Below are 24,528 nucleotides of genomic sequence, written 5' to 3'. Positions count from 1 at the left end.
CCTCCTGGGCGGAGAGGGGCTTTCGGACCTTACTGGATGCAGCCGGAGCGGCGAAGAACGCGGGTCGCCTGCTCGGCGGCGCCGGTCATGAGTTCGCGGACGTCTCCGCCTGCCGCAGCTTCCGCGATGGCTGCGGACAACAGATCGCCGACCTCGGGCCATTCGGCGATTTGCGGCATGATGTCGGATTCCTTCAGGGAATCCCAGGCAGCCGCCTGGATGCCGTCATTGGCGGCGTTCACGTCCGGATCCTGCAGCGAGGAGATGTGCGTGACCACGTTGTTGACGATCGGCTTGCCGGCAACTTCTCGCTCAACCGCGTTGGCCTTGTCCATCTCCGGGTTGGAGAGCCACTTCATGAACTCCCAGGCCGCATCCTTGTTCTTGGAATACTCGGAGATCGAGAACGGCATGGAGATGGCGTAGGTTTTCGTGGCACCCTGATAGGCAGGCATGCCGCTGAACGCGACCTGGTCCTTGGTCAGCGTGCTGGAATCCGGATTGTGGAAACCGGAATATGCCCACCACCAGACGGGGATCATTGCCGATTTGCCCTGCATGAACGACTGGCGTGCGTCCTGTTCGACAAAGGCCACGGAATTCGGATTGGTGACTTCATGCACCGTGTGCAGGGCGATGTAGTCTTCCGTTGCCTTCAGGGCTTCCTCCGTGGTCCAGGCCGGTGTGCAATTGTCATTGAAGACATCGCCGCCGGCGGCCCATAGGAAGTTCAGCCAGATGAACAGGTTCTGCCTGTTGCCGTCATTGTTGAAATAGAGCGCGAGCGGCGCGATGTCCGGATTGCTTTCCTTCAGCTCCTTGCCGATGCGAACCACGTCCTCCCAGGTCTTGGGCGGTTCGGAAATGAGGTCCGCGCGGTAGAACATGAGCTGGGGATGGGCGCGCAGCGGAAACCCGAGGGTCTTGCCCTCGAATTGGGCCGACCTCGCAAACGCGGCCGGGTAGCGGTCCATCGAGATGCCGTCGCGCGCCATCAGCTCATCGATCGGCATCAGCCAGTGCGCGTTGGGCGGTCCCCAGCTGTCGAGATAGTTGACCACGTCGAAGGTGCCGTTCGCGGCGATGCCCTCGGCGTTGATTTTCTCCTGAAGGCTGCCGAAGGGAATGAAGGTCCACTCGGTTTCGATACCGGTCAGTTCGGTGAACTCGCCGTCGCGCAGCATCAGCCCGTCGAATTGGGGCGTGACGACGCTCAGGATGTTCAGCTTGGTACCATCGAATGGTTTGCCGGCCGTCAGGCCGTGGGGCAGGTCTTCGGCAGTGGCCTGAGGCACACTCCATGCCAGTCCCGCGGCCGTCACTGCCGCAAGAAGTGTCCGTCTGTTCATTGTTCAGTTTCCTCCCAGGATCGTGCGGTTGACCGCAATTTCCAAAGGCAGGGTAGCACGTTTGCATACGAATGCAAAAAAGATTTACTCTAGGTAATCCATTGTGCATTGCGTGGTGGCGCTCAATGAAAATCCCGGCTCGGGAACAGTTTCTTCGCCTGGTCGCGCGGGTGCATGGCGCGGGGCTTGGGAGCGGCTGACTTGAGATGCACCGGCACCTCGTCTGTCTTGCCGGTCATCTGGCCTAGGACCTCGTCATTGGGATGGCCGAGCAGGGCGAGCTTGTGCGAGCAGTCCTCGATGTGATCGGCGATCAGGTGGACGACGATGCCTTCGCGCTCCAGCCGTCCGGTCACTTTCAGGAGCCGTCCGCCGATGACGGCGGCGCGGAACTTCTCGTACATCTTCGGCCAGACGACCACGTTGGAAACCCCGGTCTCGTCCTCCAGCGTGATGAAGATGACGCCCGAGGCCGTGCCGGGGCGCTGGCGGGTGATGACAAGACCGGCGACGGAAACGCGCCGGGCCTCGTAAGGCGTGAGCCGCGCAAGCCGGTCATGGGGCGTCAGCTGCGGGATATGCGGGCGCAGCAATTCCATCGGGTGGGCGCGCAGGGTCAGGCGGGTGGAAAGATAATCCTCCACCACCTCCTGGCCGAGATGCATGGCGGGCAGGAGCACATCCGGCTCGAAGATCGCCTCGCCGTCGATCGGGTCGTTGAACAGCGGCAGCGGCTTCGGGCTGCGGATGGTTTTCACCTGCCACAGCGCATCCCTGCGGCTGAGGCCCATGCCGGCAAAGGCGTCGGCCTCCGCGAGGCGTTCCAGCGTTGCCGGTGGCACGCCGGTCCTGAGCCAGAGCGTCTCGGTATCCGGATAGCCGTTGCCGCGCGCCGCCACGATCCAGTCGGCATCCTCCTCGCGCATGCCCTTGATCTGGCGGAAGCCGAGCCTGAGCGCCAGCGCGCCGTCGCTGCGCCGCTCCAGCGTGTTGTCCCAAAGGCTCGTGTTGACGCAGATCGGCCGCACCTCGACCTGGTGTTCGCGGGCATCGCGCACGATCTGCGCCGGGGCATAGAAGCCCATCGGCTGCGAGTTCAGGAGCGCGCAGGCGAACTCGGCCGGGTAATGGCATTTGAGATAGGCCGAGACATAGGCGAGCATGGCAAAGGCGGCCGCATGGCTTTCGGGAAAGCCGTATTCGCCGAACCCCTCGATCTGGCCGAAGCAGCTTTCGGCGAACTCCCGGTCATAACAGCGCCGGATCATGCCGGCGATGAACTTCTCGCGCAGCTGGCCGATCGTGCCCATGCGCCGGAAGGTCGCCATGGAGCGGCGCAGCTTGTCGGCTTCCGAGGGAGTGAAACCGGCGGCGACGACGGCGATCTGCATGGCCTGTTCCTGGAACAGCGGCACGCCGAGTGTCTTGCCGAGCACCTCCTCCAGTTCCTTCGACGGAAACCGGACCGGCTCCTTGCCCTGGCGGCGGTTGATGTAGGGATGCACCATGCCGCCCTGGATCGGGCCGGGGCGCACGATCGCCACCTCGATGACGAGATCGTAGAATTCGCGCGGGCGCATACGCGGCAGGAAATTCATCTGCGCCCGGCTTTCCACCTGGAACACGCCGATCGCATCGGCCTTGCACAGCATGTCATAGGTGGCCGTGTCGGCCTGGGGCACGGTGCCCAGGGTAAACGCCCGGTCATGATGGCTGTCGATCAGGTCGAAACACTTGCGGATGCAGGTCAGCATGCCGAGGCTGAGCATGTCGACCTTGAGGATGCCGAGCGCGTCGATATCGTCCTTGTCCCATTCGATCACCGTGCGGTTTTCCATCGCCGCGTTCTCGATCGGGCAGAGCGCGTCGAGCCTGCCTTGCGTGATCACGAAGCCGCCGACATGCTGGCTGAGATGGCGCGGAAAGCCGATGATTTCCCGGATGAGCTCGATCGTCTGGGCAATGCGCCGGTTCTCCAGATCCAGTCCGAGCTCCTTCATCCGCGCATCGTCCGGCCCGCTGTTGGAACTGCCCCAGATCTGGCCGGAGAGCGCCGCGGTCACATCCGCGTTCAGCCCCATCACCTTGCCGACCTCGCGGATGGCCGCACGGGTGCGGAAATGGATCACCGTGGCGCAGAGCCCGGCCCGGTGGCGGCCGTATTTCTCGTAGACATACTGAATCACCTCCTCGCGCCGCTCGTGTTCGAAATCGACGTCGATATCCGGCGGTTCGCCCCTGTGCTCGGAAATGAAGCGTTCCGAGACCATGGTGATGGTTTCCGGCCCGACATCGGTGATGCCGAGCGCGTAGCAGATGATCGAATTGGCCGCCGAGCCGCGCCCCTGGCACAGGATATGCCGGCTGCGGGCGAAGCGGATGATGTCATGCACCGTCAGGAAATAGGCGGCGAACTTGAGTTTGCGGATCAGCCGCAATTCCTTGTGCGCCAGGTTTTGCGCATGCTCCGGTACACCGGCGGGATAGCGCATCTCCAGGCCTTCGAAGGTCAGCCGCTCCAGCCGCTCCTGCGGTTCTTGCCCGTCGGTGATCTCGTCCGGATATTCATAGGAGAGTTCCGACAGGTCGAAGCTGCAGCGCGTGGCGATTTCGACCGTGCGCCGGAGGGCTGCCGGGTGGTGGCGGTAGAGGCGGGTCATGTCGGCGGCCGACTTCAGCCGCCGCTCGCCATTGGGCAGCGCCCGCGTGCCGATCTCGTCGATGGTGCAGCCTTCGCGCAGGCAGGTCAGCACGTCGGCAAGCCGCCGCCGTCCGGCATGATGCATCATGACATCGCCGACCGCGACCATGGGGGTTGCGAGAGAATGGGCCACTTTCGCGCAGGCGCGGAACCAGGCCTGGTCGGTGCCGTCATACCGGGGCGCTGCCCCCAGGAACACGTGGCCCGGAACTTCCTGGCGCAGCGTGCGGATATGATCCCGGGCGGTTTTCGAAAAGGCCTCCTGCGTGTGGCCGCCCTGGGGCAGGGCGATGAAGATGAGACCCTCGGAGAACTTGACCACATCCTCGAAGTCCAGGTGGCAGTCCCCCTTTTCCGCCCGCCGCTTGCCGAGGGTCAGCAACTGGCTGAGCCGTTCATAGGCGGCCCGGCCGGTCGGCAGGGCGACGAAATCGACCGGGCTGTCGGTGAGCACCAGCCGGGCGCCGACGATCAGCCGCGGCAGTTTCAGCACCTCCGGCACGGGCAGGGGCGGGATCTCGTTTGTCTGCTGCCGGGAGGAGGCGTCGATCTGCGAATGGGAGCGTACGGGCACGCCGCCTTCGCTTGCCGCGCGCCTGATTTCCTTGAGCGCCGAATAGGCCCGGACAACACCGGCCAGGGAATTCCAGTCGGTGATCGCAATCGCCTCAAGCCCGAGTTCCGCCGCCCGCGTGACAAGCTCTTCCGGGTGGGAGGCTCCGCGCAGGAAGGTGAAATTGGACGTAACCGTCAACTCCGCATGCCGGGGAACATCCCAGTGCAGGCTCTCCGGTGAGACGTGAGAGGTCATCGGCGGACCTCCTGCTTTCTTGCCGGGGCTTGCCCCAGGAGCCGGACAGCCCTGTTGTCTCCGTGCTGCCCCGGCCCTGAGCCGGGGCCTTTAGAACACAGGTGGTGTGTTGGTCCCGGCTCAAGGCCGGGACGGCAGGATTTTTTGATGTCATCCCCGATCAGGCCGGTGAGGATCGTCGAAGGTTGAGACCGGGCAGAATGTATCGGTCGAAAGTCTTTTTTCGCGTCACCGAACAGAAAACCCTCATCCTGAGGAGGACCTGGAGGTTCGTCTCGAAGGATGGGCCACACGGCCCTGACCCTGCCGCCCATCCTTCGAGACAGCGCTGCGCGCTTCCGCAGGATGAGGAGGATTTTGCGGCACGGCTTTTGGGGCGGCCGAATTGTCCGGGCAGACATCATCCGGAGCACTCCCACCTTTCCATCGTCATCCCGGACGCAGTGAAGCGGAGATCCGGGATCGGGGAACCCGGGAACGCCGGTAAGGCAACGGGAAAAGCCGCTGGACCTGGGTCTCCCCGGTCCCGGCCCGCGCTGTGTTTGGCCGGGATGAGTTTCATGGAACGGGAGTACACCCGATGCGCCGCCCCGGCCTTGAGCCGGGGACATCTCCAGGGTGTCTCGCACAGAGGTCCCGGCTCAGGGCCGGGACGGCGGGAAGAAAAGGAGAGGGCAGAAAGAAACATCAGCCGAACTCCCCCTGCACATACCAGCCGGGGTTCTGCGGCGTGTGGAACAGCCACAGGCGCTGGCCCTGGCCCGTGGCGATGCGCCAGTAGTCGCGCAGGCCCCGTGTCCAGTCGTCGTCGCCTTCCCACCAGGCCGGCGTGATCCGTTCCGGGCCTTCGGCCTGAAGCGTCGTCAGGGCGCGGCCGCGCCAGCGGAAGCGGGGCGGCGGTGTGGTGCCGGCCCCGGTGATCGGTTCGGGAGGGAAAAGACGCAACGGACGCGGACGCCGGTAGGGCCATGAGCGGACCGGCGTGCTGTAGGCCGCAGGCACCAGCTTGAAGCTGCGTTCCGGAATATGGCTGTCGACCGGGGTGAAGCGCTGGATATTTTCCAGCCCGATGCGGTTGCCGAGCTGGGTGATCAGATCGGCGAGGCTGTCCTTTTCCAGGGTCTGCGACGGGGTCAGCTGACGGGGACCGAGCTCTTCCACCCGGGTGGCTTCCAGGCGGATCATGTCGATGCCGTAGCCGGCATCGACCGCGCTGACCCCGCGTTCGAACAGGGCCAGCATCCGGTCGCCGTCGCGCATCGGCCGGGCCAGGCGCAGTTCGACCGACTGGTTTTCCTGGTCCACCCTGCGGAAGGTCAGTTTCAGGCTGCGGGCGCCTTTTTGGGCCGTGTCCAGCTGTTCGCACAAATGGCCGATCAGCCGTTCCGCCCCGGCCATGACGTCGTCCACAAGGCCGATCGGCTCGGGCAGGGTCATGCGCACGGCGAAGCTGATATCTTCCTTCAAGGGAGAGATCTGTTCGGGGAGAGTGCCGAGCGCCTGGTCGAGGCGGCGCAGCACCTCCGGATCGTAGCGCCGCGCCACGCTCGCCCGCGGCAGGTTGTAAAGATCGGAGACGGTGGCAATGCCGAGCCGCTCCAGGCTGGTGCAGGTCTGGTCGGCAAGGCGCAGGGCCGCCAGCGGCAGCGGGCCGATACGGGCAAGCGTTTCACCCGGTCCGGCGATGCCTTCGGCAAAGCGGGCCAGTGCCCAGGCCGTGCCCGGCGTGGAGGCAAGGCCAAGCCTTGCGGTGAGACCGGCCCGCGCGAGGCGGGCGCGGATATCGTCAAGAAGGGGAGCTTCGCCCCCCATCAGATGCGCCGACCCGGTGATGTCCAGGAACAGGCCGTTCAGCCCGTCGAGACCGACCCAGGGACAGTAGCGGGTCGCCCACCGGGCCAGCAGGCGTAGAAAACGCTGGTCGGCCTTCGGGTCGGCGGGCCGGGTCAGCAGCCCGGGGCAGAAGCTTCTGGCATGGACAAGCGTGATGCCCCTGTTGAGACCGGCACCTTCCGCGCGCGGGCACAGGTCGTAGACGCGTTCGGAATTGCGGTCGTAAAGGGTCAGGGCAAAGGCGCGTCAACGGGATTGGCGCGGAGCGAACGCTCAGCTGCCAGCCTCGGAAACCACAATGACACGATGCGCCGCTGCATCCCAACGCACTACCCACTCTGACAATGTTCCTGTTTTGTTCTTTATAATCGACCACAGCCAGGGAGTCGAGTCGTGGTCATTTTGCCAAGGGCCGGTTGATGGGGGCGTGTCCCTGCCATGCGCACCGGGCGCGGGCAGGCCGCTGCAGCGCCATCTTGTCTCCGCCGCGTTGCTGCCACCGCCTTCCGGCACCAGAAGAAGCGCCGTCGTACCGCCGGTTTCGGCGGCCAGCTGCAGCCTGCGGCCCTCCGTCAGCCCGATCGGATCGGTGATCTCGGCGACCACAAGCCCCACCGCACCGGACCGGAGCGCGGTTTCCGCACTGGCAAGGACATTCAGCGGCGTATCGGCGCGGGTGATCAAAAGCTTGCCCGGATCGCAATAGGGCGCAAGCCCTTCCGGGTTGACCACAGGGCGCCAGCGTTCCGACACCCAGACCACCGGACCGCTTGCCTGGCCGGCCGTGATCGCCGCAAAGACCAGTCCGCCTTCTCCGCACACTTCATGGGCGCGGGCGCGTTTCAGCGGATAGGCGGAGGAAAACGGCAGGGACATGATCTGGTGGCAATGGCATCGGGTTGACAGTCCCTGTTGAACATAAGGCCAACCGCGTTCCCGTCAAAGCCGGATTTTGTGCCGCGCGAATCGCACCCGGTCACAGCGGGCGCGTCTCACCGGAAATCCGTCGTTTCACGGCAAAATACACTGTCATTGTTTCTTCGGACGGGTGGCGCCGAAGCTTCCAGTAAGCCGACTAAGCTTTCAATCGGGCCGTGGCAGGCAGCGGCAAAAGAGTGTTGCAAAGGGCGCATGCCAAGGCGGCCGCTTGGTCAGTTTTCCTGAAAATGCGATTGAGAAAACCTTCGATTTCCGGACCGCGGCAAGATAGGTGCAAAGTAAAGCCCGTTCTCGATTGCGGACGCGGTTAAGGCGTGTTTAAATGTTCATATGAGCGTCATACAACGTTCATATGAAAACAATACGAAACGCAGGCGTTATCGTTTCAGGTGCCGGAAAAGCCGTTGCGGCACCGAGAGAACAAACTGCTGACCGGGGCATATCGCCCTCCAATGTGGGAGCAAATAAACATGGCTTATCGTAAGACCGTCGCCAGCCTCGTTGCTGCGGCTGCCCTTCTGGGAACATCCTCCGCTTCTTATGCGGCAACAGACATTGCCTGGTGGCACGCAATGGGCGGCCGTCTCGGTGAAGTCGTTGTCGACATCGCAAACGGCTTCAACGCCGACCAGAGTGCCTGCAAGATCACCCCGGTCTACAAGGGCACCTACGAAGAGACCCTGACGTCCGGTATCGCCGCGTTCCGTGCAGGCGAACAGCCGAACATCCTGCAGGTCTTCGATGCGGGCGCAGCGACCATCATCGGCGCCAAGGGTGCGGTCATCCCGGCTCAGGACATTCTTGAAAACGCCGGCGTTGGCTTCAACATCGAAGACTACATCGAAGGTGTCCGCAACTTCTACGCCGACAGCGACGGCAAGATGATCGGCATGCCGTTCAACTCGTCTACGCCTATCCTCTACTACAACGAGGAAGCTCTGGAAAAAGCAGGCGTTGAAGCTCCGAAAACTTGGGAAGAATTCCAGGAGATTGCTCCCAAGCTGAAAGAAGCCGGCTATGTGCCGCTTGCCCAGTCCCACCTGCCGTGGATCTTCACCGAGAACTTCAAGTCCCGTCATAACCTTCAGTTCGCGACCAACAACAACGGTTACGACGGTTCCAAGGACACCAAGCTGGTATTCGGTGAGCCGATCAAGAACCACTTCACCGCCGTCAAAGGCTGGCTGGACGACGGCATGTTCGGTTACTACGGTACCGGCTGGGGCGACAACCAGACCCCGTTCAACGAAGGCAAGGTTGCCATGTGGCTCGGTTCTTCGGGTTCCTTCGGCGGCATCCAGAAAACCGTCGAGTTCCCGTTCTCCGCAACCTACCTGCCTTACTGGGATGCAGTTGACGGCGCCGGCACCGGCACATTCATCGGTGGCGCGGCCCTGTTTTCCATGGCCGGCAAGCCGGACGATGAAAACAAGTGCGTTGCATCCTTCTTCGAGTACCTGACCTCCCCGGAAGTCCAGTACATGTGGCACAAGGAAACCGGCTATGTGCCGATCACGAATGCCGCTTACGAACTTGCCAAGAAGGACGGCTACTACGAGAGCACCCCGGCCGCTGAAATCGGCATCAAGCAGCTGACCCTGCCGGGCGGCGACTGGACCAAGGGCTACCGCATGGGTTTCTACGTCCAGATCCGCGACGTCATGAACCGCGAGTACGGCAAGATCCTGTCCGGTGAAACCTCTGTTGAAGACGCATTTGCTGCCATCGAAGACGAAGGCAACAAGCTTCTTGAGCGTTTCTCCAAGACCACCGGCAACTGAGCCGGACGGACCACTTGTCCTGGGGGCGCATCACCTGCGCCCCCATTTCCATGCTCATGAAGCGGGCCGGCCTGGTGACAGCCCGTTTTCCCGCCCCCGGCGGTCGAGCAACAATCAGGTCGCGGCCATATGAAAAAAGTCCAGTTCAAGTCCCCGTTGCTGCCTTATCTGCTGCTTCTGCCGCAGCTGGCCATCGTGACGATCTTCTTCCTGTGGCCGGCGGCCGAGGCGGTGCGCTCGTCCTTCTATCTTGAAGATCCCTTCGGCTTCGGGTCGACCTTTGTCGGCATCGACAACTTCACGGACACGCTGACGTCGTCCGACTATGGCCGGGTCGCGCGCTTCACCGCCGTCTTCACGTTTTTCGTGACCTTCCTGTCACTTGGCATTGCCCTTCTCTTGGCGGTCAAGGCGGACAAGGTCATCCGCGGCGCGTCCAGCTACAAGACGCTGCTGATGTGGGTCTACGCGGTTGCGCCTCCGGTGGCCGGCCTGATCGGTGTGCTCCTGTTCGACCAGCACGTCGGGCCGATCGTCGATTTCTTCGCCATGTTCGGCTGGAAGATGCAGATCGGCGTCAACTATTTCGACACCAGTTTCGCCATGATCGTCACCTCGGTCTGGAAGCAGATCCCGGTCAATTTCATCTTCTTCCTGTCCGGCTTGCAGGGCATTTCCAAATCCGTTCAGGAAGCGGCCAGCATCGACTGCCGCTCCGGCATGCGCAGGTTCTGGACCGTCACCTTCCCGCTTCTGGCACCGACCGGGTTCTTCCTTCTGATCATCAACATCACCTATGCCTTCTTCGACACGTTCGGCATCATCGACGTGATGGTGAAGGGCGAGCCGGGCAACAACCCGGTGACCCTTGTCTACAAGGTCTATCTCGACGGGTTCCGGGGCAATGACCTGGGCGGCTCGTCGGCACAGTCCGTCATCCTGATGGCCCTGGTGTTCATCCTGACAATCATACAGTTCCGCCTGATCGAGCGGCGTGTGCATTACACGTGAGGAGCCGGAAATGAAAAAGAACCAGATCTGGGACCACGTCATTCTGCTTGTCGGCGTCTTCTTCATGGTCTCGCCGGTCGTTCTGACCCTCATGACGAGCACGCACGATGCCATCACGGTCTACAAGGAAGGCGTTCAGTTCCTTCCCGGCGGCAAGTTCCTCGAAAACTACGAAACGGTCCTGTTCCAGGCCGGCGGCTTCACCAAGGAAGTCGACGGCTTCGTGATGCTCAAAAACTCGATGATCCTCGGCCTCGGCTTTGCCATCGGCAAGATCATCATTTCGATGCTCGCGGCCTACGCGATCGTCTATTTCCGTTTCCCGATGGCCTCGCTCTGCTTCTGGATCATCTTCGCGACCCTGCTGCTTCCCCTGGAAGTCCGCATCCTGCCGTCCTACGAGATCGTCCAGCAGCTCGGCATGGTGAACACCTATTCGGGACTGATCGTCCCGCTGATCGCGTCGGCGACAGGGACCTTCTTCTTCCGTCAGTTCTTCCTGTCGGTTCCCGATGAACTCCTGGAAGCGGCGCGTATCGACGGTGCCGGTCCGTGGAAGTTCTTCAAGGATATCCTGGTGCCGCTGTCACAGACCATGATCGCCGCAATCTTCATCATCATGTTCGTCTTTGGCTGGAACCAGTATCTGTGGCCGACCCTGATGACGACGGATGAGAGCCTGTTCACGCTGGTGCGCGGCATCAAGCAGATCCTGCAGGTCTGGGTTGGTGCCCAGATTCCGGCCTTCAACGAGGCAATGGCGCTGGCGATCCTCGCGATCGTTCCGCCCGTGCTCATCGTGGTCATTTTCCAGAGCTGGTTCGTCAAGGGGCTCGTCGAGAGCGACAAGTGAGAAACTAGAGGTAACTTATGTCAACGATTACTCTCGACGCCGTCCGGAAGGTGTATGCGGGCAATGTGGAAGCCGTCAAAGGCGTCTCCATCGATATTGCCGACGGCGAGTTCATCGTGCTTGTCGGGCCGTCCGGCTGCGGCAAGTCGACCCTGCTGCGCATGATCGCCGGCCTGGAAGACATCACGACGGGCGAATGCAAGATCGGCGACCGGCTCGTCAATGATGTCGACCCGGCCGATCGCGACATTGCCATGGTGTTCCAGAACTACGCGCTCTATCCGCACATGTCGGTCTACAACAACCTGGCCTATGGTCTGAAGAACCGCGGCATGGCCAAGGACGAGATCGACCGCCGCGTGAAGGAAGCTGCCCGCATTCTCGAAATCGGCGACTTTCTCGACCGCAGGCCGCGGCAGCTGTCCGGTGGTCAGCGCCAGCGCGTTGCCATGGGCCGCGCCATCGTGCGCGAACCCGCCGCGTTCCTGTTCGACGAACCGCTGTCCAACCTGGACGCCAAGCTGCGCGTCCAGATGCGTGTCGAGATCAAGCGCCTGCAGCGCTCGCTCGGCACCACCAGCGTCTATGTCACCCACGACCAGCTGGAAGCCATGACCCTGGCCGACCGCCTGATCGTCCTGAATGGCGGCAACATCGAACAGATCGGTGCCCCGATCGAAGTCTACGACAAGCCGGCCTCGACTTTCGTTGCCAGTTTCATCGGTTCGCCGGCCATGAACCTCCTGAAGGTCAAGGCAGGGGAAAACGGTCTTGCCGGGGAAGAAGGCGGCGGTCTGTCCGGTCAGAACACCAAGGGACGGGACCGCTACACGATCGGCATCCGGCCGGAACATCTGGAAGTCACAGATGCGCCGGGCACCGGCGACGGCGTTTCGCTGGAAGTGACCGTGAATGTTCTGGAGCCGATCGGTGCGGAGAGCTTCCTTTATTGCAGCCTCGTGGATGACGGACCGGAAATCGTCGTGCGCGTCTCCAGCCACGCCAAACATGAGCCGGGCGAAAAACTGTTCCTTCATGCCGCCGCCGAAAACGTGCATTTCTTCGACGTGGACACAGGACGCCGGATCGACTGAAGGTCGTCAGACTTCGGACGGGTAGCGAACGAGGGTGCTGTCCGTTTCGAAAAGGCCACTCCGGGAAACCGGGGTGGCCTTTTGGTTTCATCCTGACGGTCCTTGTCAGGAGAGTGGCAGGAAGAGGCTGGGACAGAACGTCAGCTTCTGGCAAAGACTGGGGAAACAAACCGTCACACGCAAGGACCGACGATGGAACCATTCAAGAACAAGATCTCGCCGGATCTCGTAACGTGCCTCGGGCTGCATATCGAACGGCATCTGGAAGGGTTCGACCGCGCGTCCTACGAAGCCGCGATCCTGGGCAAACTGGAAAAGCTCGAACTGAAACAGCGCGCGCGGCTGATCGCCGACCAGACCGGCAAGATCCTCCCCGAAACCCTGGACGCAAAGTTCCACATTCTGAGATCGATCCTGCACCCGCTGGAAAACGAAGGCGTCGACCGGGCAAGCGATGACAAGGGCATCAGGGGCTGGGGCATGATGCCGCTCGGCATGGTCGTCACCGATTTTGGCCTGGAGGACTTCGACAAGTCCTTTGCGCTCCTGAAGGAAATGACCAAGCGCGCGACGGCCGAGTTCGAAGTGCGTCCGTTTCTCGACAGGGATCAGGAGCGGGCGCTCGCCATCATGACGCCCTGGGTGAAGGACGACAGCGTCCATGTCCGCCGGCTCGTCTCCGAAGGCACCCGCCCGCGCCTGCCCTGGGGCATGCGGCTGAAGAAGCTCGTCGACGACCCGACACCGACCCTGCCGCTTCTGGAAGCGCTCAGGGACGATCCGGAAGACTATGTCCGCCGCTCCGTCGCCAATCACCTCAATGACATTGCCAAGGACCATCCGGACCTTGTCGCCGAGATTGCCAAGCGTTGGCTGAAAGGTGCCGGCAAAAACCGGCAGCAGCTGGTGCGCCACGCCTGCCGTTCCCTCATCAAGCAGGGCCATGCCGGAACGCTGACGGCCTTCGGATTGAATCCGCCGGAGATCCGTGTTGACGGCCCGCTGGTCAGGACACCGGCCGTAACTTACGGCAACGCGCTGTCCTTCGAAGTCGGGCTGACCTCCACGGCCCGGAAGCCGCAGGACCTCGTGATCGACTATCTGGTTCATTTCAAGAAAGCCAACGGAACGCGCGCGCCGAAAGTCTTCAAATGGACGAAGGTGAAACTGGAACCGGGAGAGACGGTGTCCCTGTCCCGCAATCATGCCATCCGTCCGATCACCACACGGGTCTACTACGGCGGAACCCAGGCCGTCAGCCTCCGGATCAACGGCAGGGATTTCGGCCATGCGGAGTTTGAGCTGGTGATGGATAGGGACTGAACTGCGAACCCAATCGCCGTCCCGGACAAGCGCCAGCGCAGATCCGGGACCGGAAAGCCGGGACGACTGCATCCGTTTTCCGAGAAGCTTCTGCCTCCCCGGTCCCTGCTCGCGCTCCGCTTGGCCGGGATGACGATGGTGAGGCAGGATCAAGTGAGCAAAGGAAAATCGAGTCTTGAAGAGGCCCGGCAACCTGTCCCGCAGGCCGGGTCACTCACACGTTGTCGTCCCGGTTTGCCGCGCAAGCGGCAAGACCGGGACCCAGTAGTCCGTAAGGTTCGCAATTGGTAAGAACGGTCAGACAAGAGTTTACTGGATCCCTGCCTTCGCAGGGATGACAACGGAAGACGGTGCCACAGACGTTTCCGCCTCACATCGGCAAGACCTCATCCTGAGGAAGGCAATAGGCCTGTCTCGAAGGATGGGCCGCAGGGCACAGAATTTGCCGCCCATCCTTCGAGACAGCGCTCACGCGCTTCCTCAGGATGAGGGGGATTCTGCAGGCCGTCTCCCGTCCCGGCACGGTGTCGGTGCAGACATTATGCGGTATCTCCATGCCTTCAACCGTCACCCCGGACGAACGCAAGTGAGATCCGGGGCCTACTCGCCTGTTGGCTTGCCATTTCGGGCGATTGTGTCCGCTTTTCTGCGTCCCTACAGAGCACTCTGAAAACGATTGGGTCCCGGATCTTCGCTCCGCTGCGTCCGGGATGACGGTCGCAGACTCCGCTCGCGACCTCTGACACCCAACTCAAAAACAGAGAAAGCGAATTCATAGGCTGGGATGACACTGCGCGAGCAGGCAATCCCTGTGTTCAGGACCAGTACTCGAATATCTCCACAAAATCGGTGGAGATTTGAATTTGCATTATCCCACCCGCGAAGCCGGAATTTTCTTTCAGTGAAAGCATATAAACGAATACGCTCCCTTCATGTGTGGACAGTTCTACAAAGTATGTTGATAGGTTTTCGGACAGTTTCTTTTTTCCGACATATCGGCACTGCGAGAACCCGTTCGGAAAATGTTCCCGCAACGGATTGATAAAGCCCGAATTCGAATCATTCATCGGAATACTTTTGCCTATTTCACGAATAAAACTGTCATAGTCGCCGGACAAAAGATCATTCACGAGCTGCGTTGTAATTCGATCGACGGGCTGATTTGTCTTCGCACAGCGTTTTTCTGCCTGAACGCTAGTAACAAAAACGAGCGATGCGAAAACAGAGAAGGTTATGTAGGTTGCAATGAGTCTCAGCACGATGGATCTCCGATCGGAGTTTCTATGACAGGCAGAATTCTAAATTCGCTTCGGCGGTGTCAACCCTGACATCTTTGTTGGTAGAACCATGCTGGGGAAGCGTTGCCAGACAGGCATTCCTGAAGAGGCTGACCTAGTATCTGTCTTCTTCACCCGTAATCTTCAGCATGAACTTGGCGAGATAAACCAGTCCCAGATAAACGGAAAAGAAAATCATAAACCCGTAAGCGAAACTAACGAAATATTGTCCCGGAAACAGATGCAAGAGCAGGTAGTAAACGAACCATCCAAATGCACAGGAAGCCACTTCCAGCACGTAGGAAAGGTCGCCAGCTTCCCGCTTTCTGCGAAAATAGGAAAAAAACAGGTAGAGGCACAGAAAGATAAAACAGCCTCCCAGTTTGCCTAAGCTCCTTGGATTGAGCTCGGTTTCCGAAAGCAGAAAATACAAAACACCAAATAAGACGGTCAGCGCGACTTCCAGCTTGGCATTCAGCGTTTTCATTTCACCCGATCCGCTTCAGCCGCAACATGCCCAGGATCCCGAGCGCCGGGCCGATGGCCATCAGGGCGAACATGCCCGGCCAGCCGATCAGGTCCGCACCGAGCGGCGTCAGCTGGACGGTGAAGAAGGTCAGCGCAAAGCCGAGGGCGGTCTGGAAGCTCATCAGGCTGCCGGCCTGTTCGGGCGGGGCGTAGTCGGCGACGAGGGCGGAGAACTGCGCGGAATCCGGCAGGATCGCCGCGCCCCAGACAAGCACGCACAGGATCGTCAGCCAGACGGGGCCGCCGAAGGTGAGGGCGGAGGCGACCGCGGCGGTGCCGCTGACGGCCATGGCCAGGATCGCGATATTGGCCTTGCCGACACGGTCGGCGACAATGCCGGCAAGGACGCTGGCTACGCCGCCTGCGGCGATCGTCAGAAAGGCGATCAGGCGGGACAGGGAAACGGCTTCGCCTTCCGCCATGTGCGTAGAGAAGGAGAGCGTGAGCGCGACACCGATCCAGGCCCACATGGCATAAAGCTCCCACATATGACCGAGATAGCCGGCATAGGCAAAGCGTATTCGGGCGTTGGTCCAGGCGGTGAAAATCGCGTCGATCTTCATGCGCGGAGCTCTGGCATGAAACGGTCCGAGACCTGCGAACAGGCAGAGCACACCACCGATGGCGGAAGCGAGCGAGGCGACGGTCAGGCTCCAGCGCCAGTCGGCGCCGCCCAGAAGCGCCAGGAGGTGCGGCGCAGCCGACCCGAGCGTCAGCGCACCGACAAGCGCGCCGACCAGAAACCCCCGGTCCTTCTGGCCCCAGCCGACGGCGATCTTCATGCCTACAGGATAGACCCCGGCAAGCAGCGCGCCCGTTGCAAACCTTGCCAGGATCGAGATGGTGCCCCCGGGTTCCGCGACCAGAAGACTGGCATTGAACAGCGCGGCCGTGATCGCGCAAAAGGCAAACAGCCGGCGTGGATCGATCCGGTCGGCCAGCCCAAGGAGCGCGGAGGCAAGTGCACCGACGACGAACCCGATCTGAACGGCGCTGGAAAGCGCCGCCTGCCGCATCTCGGAAATCGGATACTCGCGGGTGAGATCCGGCAGGATCGCGGCGGACATGAACCACAGGCCCATCCCGGCGACTTCCGCCACCATCAGAAGCGACAGCGAGCGCCATTTTCCGGTGAAGTCAGTCTCCAAGGCCGAGCTCTTTCCGGACCTTTTTGGTGAGCTTGCCTGCAATGATCTTGTGGGCGGCGGTGATATAGGCCTTCAGATCCTCTTCGGAAAGCGCGCCTTTCTTTTCCATCTGCACCCACTTTGCCCGGGCAAGATAGGGGGCGGGGATCAGGCCTTCCTGCTGGATGAGCAGCGCGTAGGACATGTCGGAACACTTGAAGCCGATCCGCTGGTGATCACCGTCGCCCCAGCGCGAGCAGATCGCGAAGATCTTGCCGCCGACCTTCCAGACGGAGGCATTGCCCCACTGGATCACATGGGTCGTTGCGGGCAGGCTTTTGCAGAAGGCATCGAATTCGTCGCGGGTCATCGGAAACTCGTGTCTGAACAGCACGCTGGGAACGGGAGCGCAGAGTGACGTTTCACGTCCGTTCGTGCAAGCCGCGCGCTGATCAAAAAAATATGTCACACATTCCGGTGCCCTGCCCTCTAACTCTGTGAACGACCGCAAAACAGGATCGCGAGATGACAATTGCAGATGTATCACCGGCAGTGATCAGGGCCGCACAGGATGGCGACAGGCAAGCCGTGGAAGCGGTTCTGCTGAGCGTTCAGGACCGGATCTACAACCTTGCGCGCAGGGTGCTGGTCAATCCGGAAGATGCCGGTGAGGCGACACAGGAAATCCTGATCCGGATCCTGACGAAACTGTCCACGTTCCGGGGAGAGAGCGCGTTTTCCACCTGGGCCCACCGGATCGCCATCCGTCATATCCTCGGCGCGAAAAAACTGCGTGACCGCGACCCCGGCCTGACATTCGAGATGTTTGCCGCCGATCTGGAAACAGGCCTTGTTGCAGACCCGCCGGACGCCCCCGATCAGGTGCTGCTTCTGAACGAGTTGCGGGTTTCCTGCACCATGGCGATGCTCCTGTGCCTGTCGATGGATCTCCGGCTTGCCTACGTGCTCGGCGATGTCTTCGAACTGGACCAGTCCGAGGCTTCGCAGATCCTGGAGCTGGCGCCGGCGACCTACCGCAAGCGGCTTTCGCGTGCCCGTGCCGAGGTGATCGCCTTCACCTCCCGCCATTGCGGGCTGGTCGGAGAGAACACGAAATGCAGTTGCCGCAAACGGTTGCCGGCCGCCCTTGAGGCCGGTCGGGTGCAGCCCGGTTCCTACCCGAATTCGGCCGGTTCACGTCTCTCTTATTTCGATGCTAGGGACGAGATCGGCGCCGTGGTCGAAGACCTGAAGACCTTCAAGCTCCAGCAGGCAGTGCCGCATCGGGACTGCCCTGAAGTTATCCGTAGCGAGCTCACCAGAATTCTGTCGCCGGGGCGCTAGCGCCGCTCCCGGCACAGAACCGCCAGAAACTGAAACCCTGAACAGAACACCCAACCGGCTTGGCAACAGGCGGGACTGGCACCGCTTTGCCTTATCCATGAAGGGAAGCCCCCCATGACACATCGCATTCTCGCGGCCGTGGCCGTGATCGCACTTTCAACCCTTGCCTTCCCGGCAAATGCACAAGGAACTGAAAAGATGACACAGGATCAGGAGGACGTTCTGGCCCTTATCGGAAAAATGACCGGTTCGTTCGAGGCAGGGGACCTCGACACGGTCATGCAGACCTACGAGGCCGATCAGACCATCATGTTCGAGCCGGGCAAGCCCGTTTCGGATCCGAATGGCGCGAGACTGGCCTTTGAACAGTTCCTGGCCGTCTCGCCGAAGTTTTCCTATTCCGGTCACGAAGTCATCGTGGAGGGCGACATTGCGGTTCATATCGCGCCCTGGCAGATGACCGGAACCGGTCCGGACGGCAAACCGGTCGAGGCGGCGGGGCTCTCGATAGCCGTTTTGCGCAGGCAGCCGGACGGGTCCTGGAAAATGGTCATCGACAACCCGCATGGCAGCCACCTGCTGACCGGTTCGGCCGACTGACCTTCGGCGACGGGCTGCGCCTTTATGGGTGCAGCCTCCTTATCGACTGTCGCGGTGGTCCCCGGTCCGATTACGTCCCGGCGCTTTGCAAATTGTCCGACCCTCCATCGGGTCTTCCGGCACGAGCCCCGGCAGGCGCAGCGCCCGCACAAAGGCAGCGACCGCACCGAGCCATTGAAACCGGAAAAAGGCACGCACCCAGGCGCGCTGTTTCTCCTGTCTGAGTTTTATGGCCTGCCTTTCGAAAGAAACATGCTCCGGAAGGTCTTCCGGCCAGAGTTCCGCATGATGCGGATAGAGGCTTCTGCGCGGGTCGTTCCAGGCGTGGCACCCTTTGCAACCGGCCGTCCCGGTGGGCAAGACCGTACTTGGAATTGTCATCTGAAATTCCTCTCATATTTGATTTTGAAGGGGTGTGTGATGCATAATCTCCCACGAAACACACCTATCTGCATGTTTTTGAATTGAAATCGAGATTTCAAAAATGAAACAAAACATGGATTGGGAAGATCTAAGGCTCTTTCTCGCGGTCGCCCGGGCCGGCGGGCTTGCCGGTGCCGCCGAACAGACGGGAGTGAGCGCGGCGACACTTGGCAGGCGTGTCGCGTCTCTTGAAAGAAGCCTGAACGTGAGGCTGGTGGAACGCGAGGCGCGCGGCTATCAGCTGACATCCGCCGGCGGCGACCTTCTGGTTCGTCTGGAGGATATGGATGACGCCGCCCGCGCGATTTCGGCATGGCGGGAAAGCGGCAACACCAGGAGGCGCGTTCGCATCTCCGCGGGCGACTGGACCGCGCGGCTGCTCATGGACAATATCGGCGCCTTCTGGTCGCAGGACGATCCCTGGGTTCCCGAGTTCCTGGCCGATCCGCGCAGCCGCGACGTTGCCCGGCGGCAGATCGACATTGGCGTCAGGAGCCGGCGGCCGAAACAGGAATGGCTTGCCGGCAGGAAGATCGGAACCGTCCGATATGCCGTCTACCAGGCGGCGTCGGTCGGGGAAGCGTCCACGATCGGCTGGATCGGTGTTGTCGAGGATGAGGCCCATTTTCCGACCGGCAGCTGGATACGCGACAATCACGGCGAGGAGGTCACGATAACGGTGAACCGGGCCATGCATGCCCTGCCGCTGGTCCGGCAGGGTGCGGGGCGCATGCTGTTGCCGATGTTCGTCGGCGAGGCTTTTTCCGACCTTGTGCGCCTGGGCGATCCGATCGCGTCCCTTCAAACGGAAAGATGGCTGGTCATGCACCAGGACGAACGGCATGAACCTGCGGTCCGTCAGGCCTTGTCCGCCTTGGGAAAGCTGTTGAAAACAGACCCGGTTCTGCGATCCGAATTGTGAAAACCTGCCCGGCAAGCCCGCGAAATCGGCGGAAATGACCGCTCGCCTTGAATCAATTTTAACTAGGCTCCATATTTACTGATGAATGGAGCCGGTTGGTTCCTGCCCGGATGCCTGATTGGGTCCGGGTGCAAGGTCGCTTCGACAAGGACTTTGAGGATGTCACGCATGTCAGCGTTTTCCAGCCCGTTTATGCTCGGGTTCGACGATATCGAACGTGTGCTCGATCGCGTTTCAAAAGCCGCCAATGACGGCTATCCGCCCTATAACATTGAACGGCTTCCCAAGGTCGAGGGCAGGGGCGACGTCATTCGCATCACGCTTGCGGTCGCCGGCTTTACCCGGGAACAGCTTGATGTTTCGGTGGAAGAAAGCCAGTTGGTCATTCGCGGCAGGCAGGTCGACGACAAGTCGCGCGAATATCTGCATCGGGGCATTGCCGCTCGGCAGTTTCAGCGGGCGTTCGTTTTGGCCGAAGGCATCGAGATCCTCGGCGCTGACCTGAAAGATGGCCTTTTGTCCATCGACCTCGCGCGTCCCGAACCGGAACGCGTTATAAGAAAAATAGAAATCTCCAGCGGCGAATAGACCCTCGTCGGCAAGAAGAACGGAGAAAGACTGATGCACGATCCCAATAGCCCGGACTGGGCTGACCAGACCATTTTGTCCGAATTCATGTCTGCGGACGAGCTGACCGAACTTGGTACCGGCGATGTTGCCTACATCAAGCCGATCAAGGCCGGAGACCTGAAGGAGATGTTTCCGGACGTCCCGCCATTGCACGACAACGTGACGCTCTACGCGCTGCAAAATGCGGACGGCACGCCGATCCTGCTTGCGGACAGCCGCGAGGCCGCCGTGGCAAATGCCTTCGAGGCGGAACTTGAAATGGCTTCACTGCACTGATCGGTGCCCTCGAGCGCCGGAGAATCCGGCACGCAGCGCGCAGCGGGACCGAGGATTTGGACGCGGCCTTCTTGAGGCCGCGTTTTCATTTTCAGCCGACGATCAGCTGTTTCAGCTGCAGCGACTCGTATTCCAGTTCGGTCAGACGGTAGTTCACGACGTCGCCGATGGTAACCATGCCGACGACAGCGCCGTTTTCGACGACGGGCATGTGCCGGAACCGTCCTTCTGTCATCTTGCGCAACAGCGATATCAGCGGATCATCCGGTCCGCAGACCTCCACGTTGCGTGTCATGATGTCCCCGACCGTCTGCTTGAGCGTTTCCCCCGGGGTCTCCGCGAGCCTGCGCACGATGTCCCTCTCCGACAGGATACCCTGAAGCTCACCGGCGGCATCCTTGACGATCAGCGCACCGATCCTCTTGTCCCGCAGCATTTCAGCGGCTTCCAGAAGCGTGTTCTGGGGACGGAGGGCGAAAACCTCCTGCCCCTTCGAGGCGAGGATCTTGCGCACGGAAGCCGCCTCGTTCGTCGTGTTGGTTTGCGAGGACTGGCTGTGGGTGGTTGCTTGCATCTTGTCTTTACGGCTCGGGGCCTGATAAGAGCTTGGCATGATTTTGGCTCCCTTCTGTCTGTCCCTCTGCGGACTTGACGATCAGCTTAGCCGAAACATGCCTGTTTAAGGAACTCTTCAAATTGCAAGATTTGATACTCTCCCCGTTTGTTGCCACAAGCCTGTTCGTTCTGGCCTGTTTCGCCGGCTTTCAGTACCGGCGTGTCTGGGTCAACGAGGGACCGAGATGGAAACTCTGGCTTTTCGGGATTCTGGCGGGCGTTTGCCTGGCCATCGTGGCGTTCATACCGGTTGCGGCGAACAGCTGATCCGGGAGGCCGGGTCTCAGCCTTCCAACTGTGCGTTCATTTTCCGCTTCCGCGGGCAGGACGCAAGGCGGTCGCGCAACGGGCTGTCCGGATCGATTTCCTTTTTGCAGACCAGGCAATGGTCCGCATCCGCGATCGCGTTCAGGCCACCGCAGCTTCCCTTGATGGTCCGTCCGGAAAAGATCACGCCGATCGCCATGCCGACAACGACGACAAGCAGAAGCGCAAATGCCAGAACGAAGGTCATCAGGATCTCAATCCGGTTGTTTTGTCAGGCCTGCAGCGCCTTGAAGCGATTGCTTGTCGCCGTCACGAAGCCGCTGTTCGGCGCGTCTGATTTCCGATCGATGAACATTACCGCCAGATCGCGCTGGTTGGCAATCTCAAGCCCGCGGTCGGTACCTGCGGCAAGGAGAGCGGTCGACCAGGCATCCGCCATCATCGTGTTTTCCGCCAGAACGGTCACGGACGCCGTCCTGTGCGTGATCGGCCGGCCGGTATGGGCATCGATGATATGCGAATAGCGTTTACCGTCCTGTTCGAAATAGTTCCGGTAGTCGCCGGACGTGGCCATGCCGAGATTGGACACGCTGGCAACCTGGAAGGTCTGGCGCGACAGCGCATTTGGCGATTCAATGCCGATCTGCCACTCCATGCCGTCCGCATTGCGCCCGGAGACGTAGATGTCGCCGCCGATCTCGACCATGAAATCCTCAAGACCGAAAGATCTCACCACCTCTGCGATCTGGTCAACGCCGTAGCCCTTGCCGACCGAGGGCACGTAGATCTGCGTGTCCGGACGTGTCTTGCGCAGGCTCGTGCCCTGGACGTCCAAGCCATCCGTCTGGCCTGCCGAGCCCTTGGCGGCTGCAAGAACAAGCGTGTCGGGTTCGGCGTGGACGCCCGGCTTGCTGGCGCCGAAGCCCCAGGCCTCGATCACCGGACCAAGCGTAATGTCGAATTGCCCGTCGCTGGCATGATTGACGTCCTTGGACGCCAGAACCACCTTGGCGAGGCCTTCGGATACCTGCACCGGGCCGGTCGAATTCGACGCGTTGAAACGGGAAACCTCCGAAGCCGGGTCCCAGTTGGACAGCTGCGCATTGACGCTTGCAAGGCTCTTACCAATCGCCTTTTGCAGCGCGGCCTTGTCAACCTGCCCGTCATGGTCGACGGCCGTTACCGAATATCCTGTACCCATCGTGGAGCCGGAAAGTTCCAGAATATCCGCTCCGCCCTTGCAGGCGGCCAAGGACAGCGACATCAGGATGAAGCTGCGCCGGGAAAATAAGATATCAGTGGGCACGGTACCAGTCTCCGGTAGATCATGAGCGACATGTGTCGCATGTCCACTCGCGCTTTTCATTGGTTTTGCCGGCCAATTCAACCAAAAAATTTTGTCCACAGGCAAATTAGTGCTTTTGACCGAGCCAAAAACATAGCATATGCGGGGCTAGAATTTTCTGGAGGCCGGGTGCGTGCAAAGCTTCAAGCTCAAAAAAGGTCTGGATCTGCCGATAACGGGCGCGCCCGTTCAAGAGATCAGCGACGAGCTCAAGACAAACTCCGCTGCGGTTCTGGCGGCAGACTATATCGGCCTGAAGCCGCGTCTGCTTGTCGGCGAAGGCGACACCGTCGGTGTCGGCACGCCTTTGTTCTTCCATAAGGATACGCCCGAGGTGATGATCGTGTCACCCGTGGCCGGCCGCGTCAGAGCGATCAATCGCGGCGCGCGGCGTGTCTTGATCAGCGTGGTGATCGACATCGACGACAATGCGGCCGAACCGGTCGATTTCTCCGGTGTCGGCGATCTGGGCGAAGCTTCCGGTCTCGTGGAACGGCTCTGTGCCTCCGGCCTCTGGACCTCTTTCCGCACCCGTCCCTATTCGAAGGTTCCGGATCCGGCAACACGGCCGGCGGCGTTGTTCGTAACCGCGACCGACACCGAACCGCTTGCCGCCGACCCGGCGATCATCATCGGCGAAAACGGGGCCGCGTTCGAAAAGGGGCTCGAGGCAATCAGGTCCCTGAGTGACGGAAAGACCTATCTTTGCTGCGAAACGGGGGCCGAGATCCCCGGTTTGACCATGTCCGGTGTCGAAGTCGCCGGATTTTCCGGACCGCATCCGGCGGGGCTCGCCGGAACGCACATCCATTTCCTGGATGCGCCGAGCGCGGAAAAAACGATCTGGAGCATCGGCTATCAGGACGTCATCGCGATCGGGAAGCTGCTCGAGACGGGGCATTTCGATCCGAACCGCGTGATTGCCCTGTCCGGCCCGCGCTGCGCCAAGCCGAGACTGGTGCGGACGATTGCCGGTGCATCGATGGAAGAATTGGCAGACGGCGAGATCACCGGCGACGAACCCGTGCGGCTCATCTCCGGATCGGTGCTGAGCGGACGTCTGGGCGAGGGACCGAGCGCCTATCTTGGACGTTATGCGCGGCAAATGACCGTGATCGAGGAAGATCGCAAGCAGATCCCGATGGGCTGGATCTTGCCGATGCCGTCCAAATACGCCTTTCAGCCCGTGTTGGGCTCCGCGTTTTCAAAGAAACTCTACGCGCTGACGTCGAACCTGAACGGCGGCCGCCGGGCGATGGTTCCGCTCGGCACGTTCGAGGAACTGATGCCGCAGGATTACCTGCCGACCCAGCTCCTGCGCGCGCTCCTGGTCATGGACACCGACCAGGCGCAGGCGCTTGGCGCACTGGAACTGGACGAGGAAGATCTCGGACTGGTAGGCTTTGCCTGCCCCGCGAAATATGAATATGGCATTGCGCTCCGTGATTGCCTGTCGAAGATCGAAAAAGAGGGCTAGGT

General features: G+C 61.1%; 23 protein-coding genes. 12 read left to right on the top strand and 11 right to left on the bottom strand.

From position 1 onward, the window contains the following. Positions 1-29 precede the first annotated feature (29 nt). The 4 genes from ACO08A_RS07130 to ACO08A_RS07115 all read right to left on the bottom strand — a co-directional run bounded on the left by ACO08A_RS07130 (position 30) and on the right by ACO08A_RS07115 (position 7,570). On the bottom strand, positions 30-1,349 hold the full coding sequence (locus tag ACO08A_RS07130) for an ABC transporter substrate-binding protein (RefSeq protein WP_422040463.1): 1,320 nt from the start codon (positions 1,347-1,349) through the stop codon (positions 30-32). A 122-nt stretch (positions 1,350-1,471) separates the two neighbouring features. Continuing rightward, a complete protein-coding gene (locus tag ACO08A_RS07125; protein WP_422040462.1) occupies positions 1,472-4,861 on the bottom strand; it encodes an error-prone DNA polymerase in 3,390 nt (1,129 codons plus the stop codon). 687 nt (positions 4,862-5,548) lie between these two features. Then, a complete protein-coding gene (locus tag ACO08A_RS07120) occupies positions 5,549-6,850 on the bottom strand; it encodes a Y-family DNA polymerase (protein ID WP_422041724.1) in 1,302 nt (433 codons plus the stop codon). Between the two features lie 117 nt (positions 6,851-6,967). Then, positions 6,968-7,570: an ImuA family protein gene (locus ACO08A_RS07115; protein WP_422040461.1), complete on the bottom strand. Its 603-nt coding sequence runs from the start codon at positions 7,568-7,570 to the stop codon at positions 6,968-6,970. A gap of 533 nt (positions 7,571-8,103) precedes the next feature. Here ACO08A_RS07115 and ACO08A_RS07110 point away from each other — a divergent pair. From ACO08A_RS07110 to ACO08A_RS07090, 5 genes are all read left to right on the top strand, one after another. Next, a complete protein-coding gene (locus ACO08A_RS07110; protein WP_422040460.1) occupies positions 8,104-9,414 on the top strand; it encodes an extracellular solute-binding protein in 1,311 nt (436 codons plus the stop codon). A gap of 129 nt (positions 9,415-9,543) precedes the next feature. Next, positions 9,544-10,425, top strand: a complete 882-nt coding sequence (locus ACO08A_RS07105; protein ID WP_421981151.1) for an ABC transporter permease subunit — start codon at positions 9,544-9,546, stop codon at positions 10,423-10,425. Between the two features lie 10 nt (positions 10,426-10,435). Continuing rightward, positions 10,436-11,278, top strand: coding sequence for a sn-glycerol-3-phosphate ABC transporter permease UgpE (gene ugpE / locus ACO08A_RS07100; RefSeq protein ID WP_306142395.1), 843 nt, complete (start codon positions 10,436-10,438; stop codon positions 11,276-11,278). 17 nt (positions 11,279-11,295) lie between these two features. Beyond that, on the top strand, positions 11,296-12,372 hold the full coding sequence (locus ACO08A_RS07095) for a sn-glycerol-3-phosphate import ATP-binding protein UgpC (RefSeq protein ID WP_422040459.1): 1,077 nt from the start codon (positions 11,296-11,298) through the stop codon (positions 12,370-12,372). Between the two features lie 192 nt (positions 12,373-12,564). Then, positions 12,565-13,695 carry a DNA alkylation repair protein gene (locus ACO08A_RS07090; protein WP_422040458.1) on the top strand — a complete coding sequence of 377 codons (1,131 nt, stop codon included), beginning with the start codon at positions 12,565-12,567 and terminating at the stop codon, positions 13,693-13,695. A gap of 815 nt (positions 13,696-14,510) precedes the next feature. Here the strand turns inward: ACO08A_RS07090 and ACO08A_RS07085 are convergent. The 4 genes from ACO08A_RS07085 to ACO08A_RS07070 all read right to left on the bottom strand — a co-directional run bounded on the left by ACO08A_RS07085 (position 14,511) and on the right by ACO08A_RS07070 (position 16,997). Beyond that, positions 14,511-14,954, bottom strand: coding sequence for a hypothetical protein (locus ACO08A_RS07085; RefSeq protein WP_422040457.1), 444 nt, complete (start codon positions 14,952-14,954; stop codon positions 14,511-14,513). Between the two features lie 133 nt (positions 14,955-15,087). Continuing rightward, a complete protein-coding gene (locus ACO08A_RS07080) occupies positions 15,088-15,459 on the bottom strand; it encodes a hypothetical protein (protein WP_422040456.1) in 372 nt (123 codons plus the stop codon). Between the two features lies 1 nt (position 15,460). After that, positions 15,461-16,648: an MFS transporter gene (locus ACO08A_RS07075; RefSeq protein ID WP_422040455.1), complete on the bottom strand. Its 1,188-nt coding sequence runs from the start codon at positions 16,646-16,648 to the stop codon at positions 15,461-15,463. Next, positions 16,638-16,997, bottom strand: a complete 360-nt coding sequence (locus tag ACO08A_RS07070; RefSeq protein WP_422040454.1) for an MmcQ/YjbR family DNA-binding protein — start codon at positions 16,995-16,997, stop codon at positions 16,638-16,640. The genes ACO08A_RS07075 and ACO08A_RS07070 overlap by 11 nt, the downstream gene beginning before the upstream one ends. Positions 16,998-17,152: 155 nt before the next feature. Here ACO08A_RS07070 and ACO08A_RS07065 point away from each other — a divergent pair, with 155 nt between their 5' ends. The 5 genes from ACO08A_RS07065 to ACO08A_RS07045 all read left to right on the top strand — a co-directional run bounded on the left by ACO08A_RS07065 (position 17,153) and on the right by ACO08A_RS07045 (position 20,822). After that, positions 17,153-17,971, top strand: coding sequence for an RNA polymerase sigma factor (locus tag ACO08A_RS07065; RefSeq protein WP_422040453.1), 819 nt, complete (start codon positions 17,153-17,155; stop codon positions 17,969-17,971). Between the two features lie 114 nt (positions 17,972-18,085). Then, a complete protein-coding gene (locus ACO08A_RS07060; RefSeq protein WP_422040452.1) occupies positions 18,086-18,571 on the top strand; it encodes a YybH family protein in 486 nt (161 codons plus the stop codon). A gap of 496 nt (positions 18,572-19,067) precedes the next feature. Then, the gene (locus ACO08A_RS07055) at positions 19,068-19,916 is read left to right on the top strand and encodes a LysR family transcriptional regulator (protein ID WP_422040451.1); all 849 of its coding nucleotides are present in this window, start codon (positions 19,068-19,070) and stop codon (positions 19,914-19,916) included. A 159-nt stretch (positions 19,917-20,075) separates the two neighbouring features. Continuing rightward, the gene (locus ACO08A_RS07050) at positions 20,076-20,504 is read left to right on the top strand and encodes an Hsp20 family protein (protein ID WP_306144507.1); all 429 of its coding nucleotides are present in this window, start codon (positions 20,076-20,078) and stop codon (positions 20,502-20,504) included. 33 nt (positions 20,505-20,537) lie between these two features. After that, positions 20,538-20,822, top strand: a complete 285-nt coding sequence (locus ACO08A_RS07045; RefSeq protein WP_319385518.1) for a DUF1150 domain-containing protein — start codon at positions 20,538-20,540, stop codon at positions 20,820-20,822. A 91-nt stretch (positions 20,823-20,913) separates the two neighbouring features. Here ACO08A_RS07045 and ACO08A_RS07040 read toward each other — a convergent pair whose 3' ends face one another. Beyond that, positions 20,914-21,435, bottom strand: a complete 522-nt coding sequence (locus ACO08A_RS07040; protein ID WP_422040450.1) for a CBS domain-containing protein — start codon at positions 21,433-21,435, stop codon at positions 20,914-20,916. Positions 21,436-21,518: 83 nt separating this feature from the next. Here ACO08A_RS07040 and ACO08A_RS07035 point away from each other — a divergent pair, with 83 nt between their 5' ends. Continuing rightward, positions 21,519-21,704 (top strand): hypothetical protein, encoded by a 186-nt coding sequence (locus ACO08A_RS07035; RefSeq protein WP_422040449.1) that lies wholly within the window; start codon positions 21,519-21,521, stop codon positions 21,702-21,704. Between the two features lie 16 nt (positions 21,705-21,720). Here the strand turns inward: ACO08A_RS07035 and nqrM are convergent, their stop codons facing one another. After that, entirely contained in the window at positions 21,721-21,951 is a 231-nt protein-coding gene (nqrM, locus tag ACO08A_RS07030) for a (Na+)-NQR maturation NqrM (protein WP_422040448.1), read from the bottom strand. Positions 21,952-21,975: 24 nt separating this feature from the next. After that, positions 21,976-23,010, bottom strand: coding sequence for an FAD:protein FMN transferase (locus tag ACO08A_RS07025; protein ID WP_422040447.1), 1,035 nt, complete (start codon positions 23,008-23,010; stop codon positions 21,976-21,978). Between the two features lie 172 nt (positions 23,011-23,182). Here ACO08A_RS07025 and ACO08A_RS07020 point away from each other — a divergent pair, with 172 nt between their 5' ends. Continuing rightward, a complete protein-coding gene (locus ACO08A_RS07020; RefSeq protein ID WP_422040446.1) occupies positions 23,183-24,526 on the top strand; it encodes a Na(+)-translocating NADH-quinone reductase subunit A in 1,344 nt (447 codons plus the stop codon). The last annotated feature ends 2 nt before the right edge of the window (positions 24,527-24,528 follow it).

Origin of the sequence: Roseibium sp. (assembly GCF_965232425.1) — a bacterium.
GTDB lineage: Bacteria > Pseudomonadota > Alphaproteobacteria > Rhizobiales > Stappiaceae > Roseibium.
This window is presented reverse-complemented; position numbering and strand designations above follow the sequence as displayed.

Excerpts from the sequence above, each read along its gene's own strand:
- ACO08A_RS07130 (WP_422040463.1), bottom strand. The coding sequence starts at position 1,349 with ATGAACAGACGGACACTTCTTGCGGCAGTGACGGCCGCGGGACTGGCA.
- ACO08A_RS07125 (WP_422040462.1), bottom strand. The coding sequence starts at position 4,861 with ATGACCTCTCACGTCTCACCGGAGAGCCTGCACTGGGATGTTCCCCGG.
- ACO08A_RS07115 (WP_422040461.1), bottom strand. The coding sequence starts at position 7,570 with ATGTCCCTGCCGTTTTCCTCCGCCTATCCGCTGAAACGCGCCCGCGCC.
- ACO08A_RS07110 (WP_422040460.1), top strand. The coding sequence starts at position 8,104 with ATGGCTTATCGTAAGACCGTCGCCAGCCTCGTTGCTGCGGCTGCCCTT.
- ACO08A_RS07105 (WP_421981151.1), top strand. The coding sequence starts at position 9,544 with ATGAAAAAAGTCCAGTTCAAGTCCCCGTTGCTGCCTTATCTGCTGCTT.
- ugpE (WP_306142395.1), top strand. The coding sequence starts at position 10,436 with ATGAAAAAGAACCAGATCTGGGACCACGTCATTCTGCTTGTCGGCGTC.
- ACO08A_RS07095 (WP_422040459.1), top strand. The coding sequence starts at position 11,296 with ATGTCAACGATTACTCTCGACGCCGTCCGGAAGGTGTATGCGGGCAAT.
- ACO08A_RS07090 (WP_422040458.1), top strand. The coding sequence starts at position 12,565 with ATGGAACCATTCAAGAACAAGATCTCGCCGGATCTCGTAACGTGCCTC.
- ACO08A_RS07080 (WP_422040456.1), bottom strand. The coding sequence starts at position 15,459 with ATGAAAACGCTGAATGCCAAGCTGGAAGTCGCGCTGACCGTCTTATTT.
- ACO08A_RS07070 (WP_422040454.1), bottom strand. The coding sequence starts at position 16,997 with ATGACCCGCGACGAATTCGATGCCTTCTGCAAAAGCCTGCCCGCAACG.
- ACO08A_RS07065 (WP_422040453.1), top strand. The coding sequence starts at position 17,153 with ATGACAATTGCAGATGTATCACCGGCAGTGATCAGGGCCGCACAGGAT.
- ACO08A_RS07060 (WP_422040452.1), top strand. The coding sequence starts at position 18,086 with ATGACACATCGCATTCTCGCGGCCGTGGCCGTGATCGCACTTTCAACC.
- ACO08A_RS07055 (WP_422040451.1), top strand. The coding sequence starts at position 19,068 with ATGGATTGGGAAGATCTAAGGCTCTTTCTCGCGGTCGCCCGGGCCGGC.
- ACO08A_RS07050 (WP_306144507.1), top strand. The coding sequence starts at position 20,076 with ATGTCACGCATGTCAGCGTTTTCCAGCCCGTTTATGCTCGGGTTCGAC.
- ACO08A_RS07045 (WP_319385518.1), top strand. The coding sequence starts at position 20,538 with ATGCACGATCCCAATAGCCCGGACTGGGCTGACCAGACCATTTTGTCC.
- ACO08A_RS07040 (WP_422040450.1), bottom strand. The coding sequence starts at position 21,435 with ATGCCAAGCTCTTATCAGGCCCCGAGCCGTAAAGACAAGATGCAAGCA.
- nqrM (WP_422040448.1), bottom strand. The coding sequence starts at position 21,951 with ATGACCTTCGTTCTGGCATTTGCGCTTCTGCTTGTCGTCGTTGTCGGC.